This window comes from Microtetraspora malaysiensis, from assembly GCF_050947145.1.
GTDB classification, from domain to species: domain Bacteria; phylum Actinomycetota; class Actinomycetes; order Streptosporangiales; family Streptosporangiaceae; genus Microtetraspora_A; species Microtetraspora_A malaysiensis.
In genome coordinates this window covers 1126330-1139163 of the sequence record NZ_CP191998.1, presented here as the reverse complement: position 1 = coordinate 1139163, position 12834 = coordinate 1126330, and the positions used below count along the sequence as shown (strand labels likewise).

The window sequence follows — 12834 nt, the reverse complement described above, 5'->3', positions numbered from 1 at the left end:
GGATCAGAGCAACCCGCGCCGGTGGGCCACCATGGCAGCCTGCACGTCACCTGAGGCACCAGCGTTCGCGAAGCCGGACCGACCCTTGCCCGTCATGGTTCGCGGAGTCCTCCCCCGAGTACACTCCGCCAAGTGGATCAACCGCTCCCCCAGACCACTCAGTCCCTTGCGGCGGACTTGCATGCGCTCGGCGTGACCGCGGGCGACATCGTGCTCCTGCACTCGTCGATGAAAAGCATCGGCTTCGTCGCCGGCGGTCCCCAGGCGGTCGTGCAGGCGTTGCTCGACGTGCTCGGCCCGGAAGGCACCCTCGTCGTGCCGACCCACACGCCCGCGAATACCGATCCGGCCGGTTGGCGGAACCCGCCGGTCCCTGAGACGTGGTGGCCGGTGATCCGCGAGCAGGCGCCCGGATTCGACCCGTCGCGTACGCCGAGTCAGTGGATGGGCGTCATCGCCGAGTCGGTCCGCAACTGGCCCGACACCCTGCGCAGCGACCATCCCCACGTCTCCTTCGCCACGCATGGCCCGCACGCTGTGGACATCATTGGCGGGCACCAGCTCGACGATGCGCTGGGCGATCACTCACCACTCGGGGCGGTGTACCGACTGGACGGGAACGTGCTGCTGCTGGGGTGCGGGCACGGTTCGAACACATCGCTACATCTAGCCGAATACCGGCAGGCATCGCCGCCACGCGCACTCGCCGGTGCCTCGGTCCGGCAGCCTGACGGAGCAGGCCAGTGGACCACGTGGACCGATGTGGTGCCCGATACGGACGACTTCGAGCGGCTCGGCGCCGATTTCGAAGCCACCGGCGCGGCGATGATCGGCAAGGTTGGCTGCGCGACGGCACGCTTGATGTCCCAGCGTGCTCTGGTCGACTTCGCGACAGACTGGATGGCCGCCCATCGCGTCGCGGCGGGAGAGGCCCCGTAGAAAATGCGTCGGCACCTCGTCAGGTCGGCTCAAGCGGAATGGCCGAGGCGATCCCAGACCAGGCGCCGGCGTTCCGCTGACAGACCCTGGTCCCTCATGGCCCGATGTAACAGGTCAACATCGCACCCATGGGCGCTCATATAGTCAAGGAGAGGTTCGTAACGGTCGGCCCTGTCCCGTACGAGTTCCGTAGCCAACCGTAGTTCCAAACGAACCGCAGGAACCTGGTGCGAGCCACATGCGATCCACACGTAGTGCTGCCATGGGCCGCGACCAACGCATTCCATCCCGTCAGAGTCAGCCTGCCGCTCAACGGTGCTGATTTCCACCTTGACCCCGTGCACCTCATACCTGGCGAAGTATTGCGAGGACTGTGGAATCCACGAGGCAGCATTCAGACAGGGAAACGAGGCGAGCGCGGCACCGAACTTATCCACGTCCTCTCGCCGCGCCACCAAAAGGTCGATGTCCTCGACAGGAAGTCGGACACCCTGGAGAAGAGCCGCGCTCGTGCCCCCCAGGCGGTAAGTGATGCCGGCGTCTACAGCTCGCATGGCAGTGAGCACGGTGTCCAGCGTCGCAGTGATGTCCGCCGCCTGAAGAAATGTTCCACCGTTGTCCATGACGAGCAGCCTAAGAGCATCAAGACACGGGAGGACAGGCGTCACAGGCCACACGCCAAATCTTCAGATCAACGAACCCATGAGCAACCGAGGCCGGTGGGAACAGCTCAAATCATGGTTCTCCCTGCTCAACGAGGCAGGCTAACGGTTCAGCACACCCCCGCGACACAATGATCTCGTGCCGCGATCCGATGCCGCAGAAGCCGACCTGGTCCCTGGCCAACGGGTCCGAGTGACCCAGCGACACCCGTGGGGCGTCATGGTGGAAATCCTCGGTCACGAGGGCATGTCCACACCTGCGTTGCGCCTACGTCCCTGGCGAACAGAGGATGCGGTGGCCCTCGTAGCGGCTCATCGTGATCCGCTTCTGCGCCGCTGGCTGACCACCTCACTTGCCAGCGGCACAGAGGCTCGTCGCTGGATCGATGATCAGAGCGAAGGATGGGCCACCGGCGTCCGATTCAGCTTCGCCATACTGGAGTGCCGCGGCAAGGACGGCGATGCCGGTCGTCCAGTCGGCCACATTGCGGTCACGGCGACCGATTCCAGCAAGACTCTGGCGACGGTCGGTTACTGGACGTCGGCCGAAGTCCGAGGCCGGGGCATCGCCGGCCGCGCTCTTGAGGTTGTATCGCGTTGGGCGCTTGGTTCGCAGCGCATCATGCCGCTAACCCGCCTCGATCTGCTGCATGCCGTCGATAATCACGCGTCGTGCCGTGTGGCAGAGAAATGCCGGTACGCGCTCCGTTCCATTCTCCCTGCCCAACCCCCCGCCTTCCCGCGCGATGGGCACCTGCACGTCCGAATCAACAGCGACGCGTGAAACCGGCCGGCACCGCTTCATGCCCGAAGATGCCGGACCCGGACCTGCCAGCCAGGCCACGCCAGCAGCTCCCCGAAGGACCTGCCGGACACCCGCTGATCAAGCCGACTCGGAGCGATGATCGAAACCTGTGGATCTGACCGGGAAGGGTGTACCTTCCCGGATCAGCCGATGGTGGTTTCGAGATAAGGCCGACGTTGGCGCGGCCTTCACCGACGGCAGACTCCTCGAACGCCCCGACGACCTGGCCGCCTGACCCATCCCTCTGCCCCCGACAACAGGAGCACACGATGAACAGCACCATCGACAAGATCGCCTGGATCCACCTGGACAACGGCAAGATCCTCAGCACCCGGTCGCGAGGCAAGAACGCCTACTACATCCCCGGCGGCAAACGCGAACCCGGCGAAACCGACCTCGACACCCTCATCCGCGAGATCGACGAGGAACTCTCCATCGCCATCATCCCCGCAACCGCCACCCACGTGGGCACCTACCAGGCCCAGGCACACGGCCACGCCGAGGGCATCACCGTGCGGATGACCTGCTACACCGCCGACCATCACGGAGTACCGACGCCCAGCAGCGAGATCGAAGAAATCACCTGGCTGAGCTACGCCGACCGCGACCGCGTGTCCCCAGTCGACCAGATCATCTTCGATGATCTACACCAGACCGGACAGCTTCACTGACTCAGCGCACCCCAACCGATCCACAGGTATTGACTGTCCCCGACTCGGAGTCTTGTGCGCGGTCCCGTCCCACCGGGAGGTTCCGACGGCCCGCAATAAAATCCCTGGGATGGAGACCCTCTTGATCCGTCGGAGAACTACCGAGGATCTGCCTGCGTGCATCGATGCTCTCGCCGCCGTGCAGGCGTCCGATCGCTACCCGGTGGACTGGCCCGCCGATCCCGGGCGATGGCTGACACCGTCCAACCTGGTTGAGGCGTGGGTGGCGGTTGACGGGCTTGACGTGGTCGGACACGTGGGACTCGCACAGATTGACGCGGCGACCCTTGAACCGTCCCTCGCCGAGGCCCTCGGTACGCCGGCTGCTCCGGTTGGATCGATCACCCGGCTCTTCGTCACCCCTCGGCAGCGAGGCCACGGGCAGGCCACCCAGCTCCTCGAGGTGGCCGGCAAGGAGGCCGCCAACCTCGGGATGCCTCTCATCCTCGACGTATCGGACGACGGCCACGCGGCCATCGCTTTGTACGAACGTGTCGGATGGCGACGTGTCGTCACCACCCGCGCCGACTGGCTGAACGCCGCGGGCGAACACGCCGTGGTGCACTACTACGTGAGTCCTGAGACGGCGCGGAAGCCGGGACGTGCCGCCCGCCTGTCCGAGTAGGCCGTTCCGGGAATCGGCGCGAAGCAGGAGCCGGGCCGGGGCCGTCGCCCTCATCGTCACAAATCGCCAGACTGCCGGCGCGATGATCCGCGTAACGACGAAGAGGGCGACGATCGTGCCGAGCACCCGCAGGCGGGTCAGCTAACCGCCCAGGTGGCCTTGTCTGCGACAGCGCGGCAGCGCACCTGGACGGCCGGCGACGTTGAACAGCAGGTTGGTGGTCAGCACACCAGACGAAGGATCCTGCCGTCAGGCCAGGGTGGGAACCGGGATGGGACCGCCCTCCCTGGATTCCTCCTCGATCGCGGATCCGACGATCTCGCAGCCCGCGAGGTCCATCGCCGCGCGAACGAGGTCCTCATCCACCGCGCTGTTCGTGAGAACACTGACCTTCCCGGCGCCGGGATCCACCTCCACGCCTACGACACCGGGCACCTTGATGAGGTCGGCCTTGATCGCGGCCACGCAGTGATCGCAGGTTCCGGAGGACAGACCAGTGACGTGGTAGCCGACCAGGCTGTAGGCAATAGTGATCACACCGATCTCCTTAGATCGAGAGGGAAATGGGGAGGCGTTCCGGTCGAGTCCGCCGCCAATGAGCCTGCCGCAGTGCAGAGGCGAATGGTGGTGAATGAGGCGTCCGGAGAACGCCATGGCGTGAATCGGCCATCCAGGCGTGGATCATCCGGATTTTGCGGCAGAAGCGCCCGATGCCATCGTTGTCGCATCCTTGATACCGAAACGGGGGTGCCAGGGTCGGTGACCGACGCGTCTCATGCCGAGAAAGAGCGCCATGTCCGCATGCTGTACGCCCGGATGCACGAGCAGGGCGAGTCCCTCGCGGAGGCCACAACGCAACTCGGACTGTCAGTTGACGATCTCAGGCGGGCCCAGGACGGCCTGGTACGTCTCGGCCTCCTGGACACCGGGACGGAGACCACCGTCGACGCGGTCGCGGCGTTGACCCGCGGCCTTGAAAGCAGCCACCGCGCACTGGACCGGCTGGTCGAACACCACGCCATGGTGGCCTCCCTCGCGCAGAACTACCTCGGGTTCACCCGGCACGCGAACGACGATCTCCGCGTCGAGTTCTACGAGCGCGAGCGGTTGGCGGCGCTCAACAACCGGATCGACGAACTGGCGGATCTGGCCCAGCTGGAAGTAATGACGATGCACCCGGCGGCGAACTGGACTCCGGAGCGGCTGGACACCGGCGACGCCCGCCTCAGGCGACGCAGGGGGCGCGGCGTACGGGAGCGCGAACTGCACGCCCAGGTGATGCTCGCCAACCCGATGTTGCGCGAGCGGCTGCGAGCGCGGAGAGAAGAGGGAACGGAGATCCGGGTCGCGCCGGTGATCCCGACCCGGATGCTCATCTATGACCGGCAGGTCGCGGTCGTGCAGGCCGACCCCGAGGATCTGGAGCGCGGCGCCGTACTGATCCGCGGACGTGACGTGATCAGGTCTCTCGCGGCGCTTTACGAGTTCTGCTGGACGAATGCGTCCGAGTTGGTCGACGTCCCGCGCTCGGCGGACGACACGGCGCTCACCGAGCAGCAGCGAGCCGTGCTCCGTCTGCTGGCCACGGGCGCCAAGGACGACGCCATCGCCCGTAGCCTCGGCGTCTCGACGCGTACGGTGACCCGCCTGGTAGGGGAGCTCACGGCGATGCTGGGAGCGGGCAGCCGCTTCCAGGCCGGGGTACGCGCCGCGCGACTCGGCTGGCTCGACTGACAAACCCGCCGTGACGCGGCGGACCCCGCCGACACCTAATTCCGGCACAGCGAACGGCGGCCCCCGGAACATCTCCCGGAGGCCGCCGCTCGCCCTGCTCCTACGTGAAACCTTCTACTTGAAACCGCGCAGGCGGAGACTGTTGCTGACCACGAACACCGACGAGAACGCCATCGCGGCACCCGCGATCATCGGGTTCAGCAACCCCGCCGCGGCCAACGGCAACGCCGCCACGTTGTACGCGAACGCCCAGAACAGATTGCCCTTGATCGTCCGCAACGTCCGCCGCGACAACCGGATCGCGTCCGCCGCCACCCGCAGATCACCCCGAACCAGCGTCAGGTCCGACGCCTCGATCGCCGCGTCCGTACCTGTCCCCATCGCCAGACCGAGATCGGCCTGCGCGAGCGCCGCCGCGTCGTTGACGCCGTCCCCCACCATCGCGACCGTACGGCCCTGGCCCTGCAAGCGCTTGACCACGTCCACCTTGTCGGCGGGCAGCACCTCGGCGATGACCTCATCGATGCCGACCTCGGCCGCGACCGTCCGGGCCACCGCCTCGTTGTCGCCGGTGAGCAGCACCGGAGTCAACCCCAGCGCGCGCAACTGACCGATGGCCTCGGCCGAGGTGGCCTTGACCGTGTCCGCCACGACGAGCACGGCGCGCGCCTTGCCGTCCCAGCCCACCGCCACCGCGGTACGCCCCGCCGCCTGAGCCGCCTCAAACGCCCGCTCCAGCTCCACCGGCAGGTGCTGGGACCACTCGGCCAGCAGCTTCGGCCGTCCGACCAGCACCGCGTGCCCGTCCACGATCCCCTGGACGCCGAGTCCTTCGATGTTGGCGAAGTCCTCGGGCGTGGGCAGCGGGCCGACCCGCTCGGCCGCGCCCTTGGCCACGGCCTGGGCGATCGGGTGCTCGGAGGCGTGCTCCAGCGCTCCGGCCAGGCGCAGCACCTCGGCCTCGTCGGAGCCGTCGGCGGTGTGCACCTCGACCAGGGTCATCTTGCCCTCGGTGACCGTGCCGGTCTTGTCCAGCACGACCGTGTCGATCTTCCGGGTGGACTCCAGCACCTCCGGGCCCTTGATCAGGATGCCGAGCTGGGCTCCCCGGCCGGTCCCGACCAGCAGCGCGGTCGGGGTCGCCAGGCCGAGCGCGCACGGGCAGGCGATGATCAGCACGGCGACCGCCGCGGTGAACGCCGCCCCCACCCCGTCCCCGGTGCCCAGCCAGAAACCGAGCGTGCCCAACGCCAGCGCGATCACGACCGGGACGAAGATGCCGGAGATCCGGTCGGCCAGCCGCTGGACCTGCGCCTTGCCGGTCTGCGCCTCTTCCACCAGCCGGGCCATCTGGGCCAGCTGGGTGTCGGAGCCGACCCGGGTGGCGCGGACCACCAGGCGGCCGCCGGCGTTGACGGTCGCGCCGGTCACCGCGTCGCCCGGCCCTACCTCGACCGGGACGGACTCCCCGGTCAGCATCGAGGCGTCGACCGCGGAGGTGCCTTCCTCGATCACGCCGTCGGTGGCGATCTTCTCGCCGGGGCGGACCACGAACCGGTCCCCCACCGCGAGCTGGTCGCTCGGGATCCGGACCTCAACCCCGTCGCGAAGCACCGCGACGTCTTTTGCGCCCAGCTCCAGCAGGGCCCGCAGCGCGGCGCCCGCGCGGCGCTTGGAACGCGCCTCGAAGTAGCGTCCGGCCAGGATGAACGCCGTCACCCCGGCGGCGGCCTCCAGGTAGATGTTGCCGGAGCCGTCGCTGCGCTGGATCGTGAAGTCGAACGGGTGGGTCATGCCGGGGGTGCCGGCGGTGCCGAAGAACAGCGCCCACAGCGACCAGCCGAGCGCGGCGATCGTGCCGAGCGACACCAGCGTGTCCATGGTCGCGGCGCCGTGGCGCAGGTTGGTCCAGGCCGCCTTGTGGAACGGCCAGCCCGCGTACACGACGACCGGGGCGGCCAGCGTCAGCGACAGCCACTGCCAGTTGGTGAACTGCAGCGGGGGGATCATCGCCATCGCGACCACCGGGACCGCCAGGACCAGCGCGGTGATCAGCCGGGCGCGTAGCGGGCCGAGTTCGTCTTCCGGCTCCTCCGGCCCGCCGCCGTTCTCGTTCTGCTGGCGGGGCGGGGCGGGCAGCTGCGCGGTGTAGCCGGCCTTCTCCACCTCGGCGATCAGGTCGTGCGGGGCGATGCCGTCGGGGAAGGTGACCTTGGCCTTCTCGGTGGCGTAGTTGACCGTCGCGGTCACGCCGTCCAGCTTGTTGAGCCGGCGCTCGATCCGGTTGGCGCAGGACGCGCAGGTCATGCCGCCGATCGAGAGCTCGAGCGAGCCCAGGGGCTGCTCCTCGACGGTGGCAGACTCGGTGACGGAAGTCATCGTCTCTCCTCTCTCACGTCACGCCCGCGTCAGTGCGTGTGCTCGCCGTGCCCGGCGGAACCGGACGGGGACTCGTCGTGGCCGCCCTGCTCGCCGGACGCCGGGGCACCGTCCGCGTGGAGGGTGAAGTCCGCGGTGCGGACCTTGCCGTCGTGCTGGAAGTCCAGGAAGAGCCGGTAGTCACCGCGGCTGGGCGCCTCGGCGTAGAAGACGATCTCCGGACCCGGCTGGGTCTTGCCGTCGCCAGGCTCGCCATCGGGGTGCACGTGCAGGTAGGCCAGGTCGCCACCGCGCAGCGCCACCAGGTGGCCGTACGCGCCGAGGTAGGGCTGCAGGTCGGTGACCGGCTTGCCGTCCTTGCTGACCTTGAGCGTGATCCGGCTCGTCCGGCCGGGAGCCAGGTCGCCGTCGAGGGTGACGGTGTATCCGTCCACCGTCGCCGTACGGCTCACGCCCGGCAGGGCCTTCGGCGCGTAGTCGCCCGCGGCGTACAGGTCGGCGCCGAGGGTCATGCCGCTGCCGCCTTCGGGGGCGAAGTCGGCGAACATCCGGTACGCGCCCGCCTCGGGGAGGGTCAGCGGCACCGACCACACACCGTCGCCGGCCTCGGCCGGGTGCAGGTGCTGGAAGTGGGAGAGGTCCCGGGAGACCAGGATGAAGTGCAGCTTCTTTTCGTGCTGCACCTGGTAGCCGGTGACCGGCTTGCCGTCGGGCCCGGTGACCGTGAACCGGAAGTCCGTGTTCTTGCCCGGCTCGGCCGTCGTGGTCAGCGGGGTGAGCGTGTAGCCGTTCTGGGACACCTCGAGCCCTCCTGGAATGGCCGCCGTGCCAGCGGGGGTCGCCTGGCCAGCGGCGGTGGGGGCACCGCCGTGGTCGCCGTGGGCGCTGTGCTCCTCGGCGGCCGGCGGGGTGCCGACGCCTCCCACGGCGGTGCCGACTCCGAAGGTCGCGCCGAAGACCACGGCGAGGCCGAGAACGTAGGCTCCGAGCTTGGCGGGGGTGTTCATCAGCGATCCACCACTTCGTATCCGGCCTCTTCGACGGCGGCGGTGACCGCGGCCGCGTCCACGGGGCCTTCGCTTTCAACTGTCACCAGGCCGGTGGCGAGGTCCACCTCGACGCCCGTGACGCCGGCGACCTCTCCGACCTCTTCCTTGACCGAGCTGACGCAGTGGCCGCAGGTCATGCCCTTGACGGTGTAGGTGGCGGTGGTCATATCGATCACTCCTGTCATTCGTGAATGTCGGTGAAGTTCAGGAACGGACGAGGCGGGCGATGGCGTCGGAGGCTTCCTTGATCTTCGCCTCGGCTTCCGCACCGCCCTTCGCCGTGGCGTCCGCGACGCAGTGGGCCATGTGCTCGTCGAGAAGAGCGAGGGCGAAGGACTGGAGAGCGCGACTGGCCGCAGAGACCTGGGTGAGGATGTCGATGCAGTATTTGTCTTCTTCGACCATCCGCTGCAGACCCCGGACCTGCCCCTCGATCCGGCGCAGCCGCCGGAGGTGCTCCTGCCCGGTGTCGCTGTATCCGGCCATCTCCCCGCTCCTCTCGCTCAGGCTACTCATGTTAACACCATACCCCCCTATGGTATCCCGCCGAGTTCGGGGTACCCGGGCGCGCTCCGGATGGAGCGCGCCCCGTCCCCGCGTCAGGCTCCGAGCGACGACGCCTCCCGCTCCCCGCTCCGCACGGCGGCGGCCTTCCGGCCACGCATCAGCAGGAGGGAGAGCAGGGCGCCGAGCACGGCCACCGCGCCCGCGCCGACGAAGGCGGCCTGGAAGCCGTGGGTCAGCCTGGGCAGGTTCCCCAGATCGGCCGCCCCCTGCGACGTGGCGATCGCGGTCATGACGGCCAGGCCGAGCGCCGAGCCCACCTGGTAGGTGGTGTTGACGATGCCCGAGGCGAGGCCGCTCTCCTCCGGCCGCGCGCCGGACATGGCCGACATCATGGCCGGAATGTAGGCCAGCGACATGCCGACCGCCGCCACCAGCGACGCGGGCAGCACATCGGCGGCGAAGGAGCCGTCAGGGTGGACCAGGGAGAGTCCCCCCACGCCCGCGGCCAGGACGAGCAGGCCGATCACGATGAGCGGCTTGGCCCCGAACCGGCCGAGCAGCCGGGCGGTGATGCCGATCATGAAGATCATGATCGCGATGGTCATCGGAAGCAGCGCCGCACCGCTCGGGAACGCGCCGTATCCCAGAACCTGCTGCAGGTAGAGGTTGAGGAAGTACCACATCGGGATCCACGCGGCGCCGAGCAGCGCCATCGCCAGGTTGGCCGTGGCCAGCCCGGGGGTGCGCCAGATCCGGAGCGGCATGAGCGGCTCGCGGACCGACCGCTGGATGACAAGGAACAGCACCAGCAGCACCACGGCTCCGACGCTCTGGACGACGGTGGCGCCGGCGCTCTGCTCGGGCGCCCGGACGATCGTGAACACGGCGAGGGCGATGCCGGCGGTGACCGCGACCGCGCCCAGCAGGTCGACCGATCCGCGCCTGCCCTGGACGGCCGGAAGCAGCGCGGGGACGGCGGCCAGCGTGGCCAGGCCGATCGGGACGTAGACGATGAACACCCACGGCCAGCTCAGGTATTCGGTGATGACGCCGCCGAGGAACACGCCCGCGGTGCCGCCCGCCGGGGCGGCCGCGCCGTACAGGGCCATGGCCTTGCCGAGTTCGCGCTGGTCGTGCCCGAAGAGCATCATGAGCAGGGTCATCGCGGCGGGCGCGATCAGCGCGCCGCCCACGCCCTGGACAGCCCGGCCGGTGATCTCCAGCGCCGGGTTGCTCGCCGCCGCCGCGACGACGGATCCGGCGACCAGTACGACCCAGCCGGCGGTGAACACCTTGCGCGCGCCGAGCAGGTCGGAGAGCCGCCCGCCGAGCAGCAGCAGCCCGCCGAAGGCGACGACGTACGCGTTGAAGACCCACTGCAGGTCACCCTGGGAGAAGCCCAGGTCGCGCTGCATGTCCGGTAAGGCGACTCCAATGATCGAGGTGTCCATGATGACCATGAACTGCGCGGCGGCGAGCACGATCAGCGCCTGCCACCTGCGCGGATTGACGGCATTCATGCCTGTCTCCTGGTTCTTCGCACCATAGGATGCGAAACGGGGATTGGGTGTGATGACGAGTCCGACCGGCCCCAGGTGGGCGTGCACGGCAATGCACGCCCACCCCTTACGTCCCGGGACGTTCTCCCGGCTCCCGGCGGGGGCCCATACTTCGCGGTCCTGCTGCGCGGCCCCTTGAGGGCTTTCCGCGTGGCCTTCGCTAGGCGGGCGTCCCGGCCAGCTCGTAGCCGGCCTCCTCCACCGCGGCGCGGATCTCCTCGTCGGAGAAGCCCGCTCCGCTGACGGTGACGGCTCCGGCCGCCAGATCGACGGCCACGCCGGTCACCCCGGCGACCTTGCCGATCTCACCGGAGACCGACGAGACGCAGTGACCGCAGGTCATGCCGCTGACCGAATAGATCCGCGTGGCGCCGTCACCGATCGCCACGGTCGTGGCAGCGGCCTCTCCGCTACAGCACGAACATGCCGTGGACATGAGCTTCCCTCCTTGGCCAGATACCCATGGGGGGTATCCATCGGCGAGAAACGTAACATACCCCCTGGGGGTTTCTCAAGCGGTGGGGATCAGGAAGTTGCGGCTTCGAGGACATCCCCGGCGGCGATCCCGCGCTTCAGCCGGTTCAGTTCCTTCGGAGCGTTCACCCCGACGGCGCCCACGAGGACACCGCCCCTGAGGAAGGCCACGACGAAGCTGGCCTCTTCCGGCGCACCGTGCACCGTTCGCGCCTCGTCGGCGAGGTGGGGCAGGCCGGCGGTCTGGATCCGCGCCCCATGCGTGTGCGTCCCGAACGCGGGCACGTCCGCGTACGGCACGGCGCCCTCGGGGCCGGCGAGAAGGTTGCGCGCGGCCACCGCCCCCTGGGCATTGGCGTTGGCCCAGTGCTCCACCCGCACGAGCGCGCCCCCGTACAACTCGTGCCGCCAGCGCGCGACGTCGCCGGCCGCGACGATGGTCGACGTCCCCTCGGCGAACAGCGACGGCGTGCAGACCACTCCGTCGTCGAGCGTGAGACCGCTGCCTTCCAGCCACTCGACGTTGGGCACGATGCCCATGCCCGCGACGACGAGGTCGGCCGGGATCGACCGCCCGTCTTCGAGTCGCACACCGGTCACCCGGCCGTCCCTGCTCTCGAAACCGGCCACCCGGACGCCGGAGATCAACTCGACACCGTTCTTCTGGTGGTGGGCGGCCAGCCACCGCGCCGTGTCCACCCCGAGGACGCCGCGCATGGGGTAGGGCCCGGCGTCGACGAGCGTCACGGTCAGGCCGAGCGCCCTGGCCGTCGAGGCGATCTCCCCGCCGATGAATCCTCCGCCGACGACGACCAGGCTCCGGTGCCCGGCGTCGAGCTCGGCCCGCAGCGCCAGCGCGTCGTCGATCGTGCGCAGTTCGTGGACTCCCCCGGGCCGTTCGGCGAACCGCCGCGGCCTGGCACCGGTCGCGATGACCAGGCCGTCGAACGGGATCTCCGCGCCGTCGTCCAGGGTTATGGAGCCGCCCCCGGTGCTCGCGGTGGCGGCCCCCGGGCTTCTGTCGACGCGCAGCCTTACGGCCCGCCGGTTCCCGAGCCACTCCCCGCCGAGTTCCTCGGCACCGGGAAGGGTCACGTCGTCGTCACCGCGTAGCACGCTCTTCGAGAGTGGCGGACGGTTGTACGGCCGGTGCGTCTCCGCGCCGATCAGGGTGATGTCACCGGCGAATCCCTCGCTACGCAGGGTCTGCACGGCGCGCAATCCGGCAAGGGACGCGCCGACGACCGCGATTCTGCTCATGTCAGCCATGCCGCCGAACCATACCGGGGTAGGGTAGGACTGGCGATGTGATGTGGATCTCACAGTACCTATGGGGGGTATGCCTTGCGGTGTCGCCACCCGCATGACTATCTTTCCCTGGAAGTTACCCA

Annotated in this window: 14 protein-coding genes; 5 read left to right on the top strand and 9 right to left on the bottom strand. The window is 68.9% G+C overall.

Going from position 1 to position 12834, the window contains the following annotated elements; genetic code table 11:
- The first annotated feature begins 132 nt into the window (after positions 1 to 132).
- Positions 133 to 939, top strand: coding sequence for an aminoglycoside N(3)-acetyltransferase (locus ACQP1V_RS05695; RefSeq protein WP_433419536.1), 807 nt, complete (start codon positions 133 to 135; stop codon positions 937 to 939).
- A gap of 29 nt (positions 940 to 968) precedes the next feature.
- On the opposite strand, the gene ACQP1V_RS05690 is transcribed toward ACQP1V_RS05695, so the two are convergent.
- On the bottom strand, positions 969 to 1562 hold the full coding sequence (locus ACQP1V_RS05690; RefSeq protein ID WP_433419533.1) for a hypothetical protein: 594 nt from the start codon (positions 1560 to 1562) through the stop codon (positions 969 to 971).
- 259 nt (positions 1563 to 1821) lie between these two features.
- On the opposite strand from ACQP1V_RS05690, the gene ACQP1V_RS05685 reads away from it, so the two are divergent.
- The 3 genes from ACQP1V_RS05685 to ACQP1V_RS05675 all read left to right on the top strand — a co-directional run bounded on the left by ACQP1V_RS05685 (position 1822) and on the right by ACQP1V_RS05675 (position 3741).
- Entirely contained in the window at positions 1822 to 2385 is a 564-nt protein-coding gene (locus ACQP1V_RS05685) for a GNAT family N-acetyltransferase (protein WP_433419531.1), read from the top strand.
- A gap of 290 nt (positions 2386 to 2675) precedes the next feature.
- Positions 2676 to 3077 carry an NUDIX hydrolase gene (locus ACQP1V_RS05680; protein WP_387418459.1) on the top strand — a complete coding sequence of 134 codons (402 nt, stop codon included), beginning with the start codon at positions 2676 to 2678 and terminating at the stop codon, positions 3075 to 3077.
- 109 nt (positions 3078 to 3186) lie between these two features.
- Positions 3187 to 3741 (top strand): GNAT family N-acetyltransferase, encoded by a 555-nt coding sequence (locus ACQP1V_RS05675; RefSeq protein WP_433419527.1) that lies wholly within the window; start codon positions 3187 to 3189, stop codon positions 3739 to 3741.
- Between the two features lie 249 nt (positions 3742 to 3990).
- Here the strand turns inward: ACQP1V_RS05675 and ACQP1V_RS05670 are convergent, their stop codons facing one another.
- Positions 3991 to 4278, bottom strand: a complete 288-nt coding sequence (locus ACQP1V_RS05670; RefSeq protein ID WP_433419525.1) for a heavy-metal-associated domain-containing protein — start codon at positions 4276 to 4278, stop codon at positions 3991 to 3993.
- A 222-nt stretch (positions 4279 to 4500) separates the two neighbouring features.
- On the opposite strand from ACQP1V_RS05670, the gene ACQP1V_RS05665 reads away from it, so the two are divergent.
- On the top strand, positions 4501 to 5475 hold the full coding sequence (locus tag ACQP1V_RS05665) for a LuxR C-terminal-related transcriptional regulator (RefSeq protein WP_433419522.1): 975 nt from the start codon (positions 4501 to 4503) through the stop codon (positions 5473 to 5475).
- A gap of 114 nt (positions 5476 to 5589) precedes the next feature.
- Here the strand turns inward: ACQP1V_RS05665 and ACQP1V_RS05660 are convergent, their stop codons facing one another.
- From ACQP1V_RS05660 to ACQP1V_RS05630, 7 genes are all read right to left on the bottom strand, one after another.
- Complete coding sequence (locus tag ACQP1V_RS05660) at positions 5590 to 7854, bottom strand: heavy metal translocating P-type ATPase (protein WP_433419519.1); 2265 nt, start codon at positions 7852 to 7854, stop codon at positions 5590 to 5592.
- A 29-nt stretch (positions 7855 to 7883) separates the two neighbouring features.
- The gene (locus tag ACQP1V_RS05655) at positions 7884 to 8861 is read right to left on the bottom strand and encodes a hypothetical protein (RefSeq protein WP_433419516.1); all 978 of its coding nucleotides are present in this window, start codon (positions 8859 to 8861) and stop codon (positions 7884 to 7886) included.
- Positions 8861 to 9070 (bottom strand): heavy-metal-associated domain-containing protein, encoded by a 210-nt coding sequence (locus ACQP1V_RS05650; protein ID WP_387416213.1) that lies wholly within the window; start codon positions 9068 to 9070, stop codon positions 8861 to 8863. Before ACQP1V_RS05650 ends, ACQP1V_RS05655 begins: the two co-directional genes overlap by 1 nt.
- Before the next feature lie 37 nt (positions 9071 to 9107).
- Positions 9108 to 9389, bottom strand: coding sequence for a metal-sensitive transcriptional regulator (locus ACQP1V_RS05645; protein ID WP_067140977.1), 282 nt, complete (start codon positions 9387 to 9389; stop codon positions 9108 to 9110).
- A gap of 113 nt (positions 9390 to 9502) precedes the next feature.
- Complete coding sequence (locus ACQP1V_RS05640) at positions 9503 to 10930, bottom strand: MFS transporter (protein ID WP_433419511.1); 1428 nt, start codon at positions 10928 to 10930, stop codon at positions 9503 to 9505.
- Between the two features lie 199 nt (positions 10931 to 11129).
- Positions 11130 to 11405: a heavy-metal-associated domain-containing protein gene (locus ACQP1V_RS05635; RefSeq protein ID WP_433419508.1), complete on the bottom strand. Its 276-nt coding sequence runs from the start codon at positions 11403 to 11405 to the stop codon at positions 11130 to 11132.
- 89 nt (positions 11406 to 11494) lie between these two features.
- Positions 11495 to 12703: an NAD(P)/FAD-dependent oxidoreductase gene (locus ACQP1V_RS05630; RefSeq protein WP_433419506.1), complete on the bottom strand. Its 1209-nt coding sequence runs from the start codon at positions 12701 to 12703 to the stop codon at positions 11495 to 11497.
- Positions 12704 to 12834 lie beyond the last annotated feature (131 nt).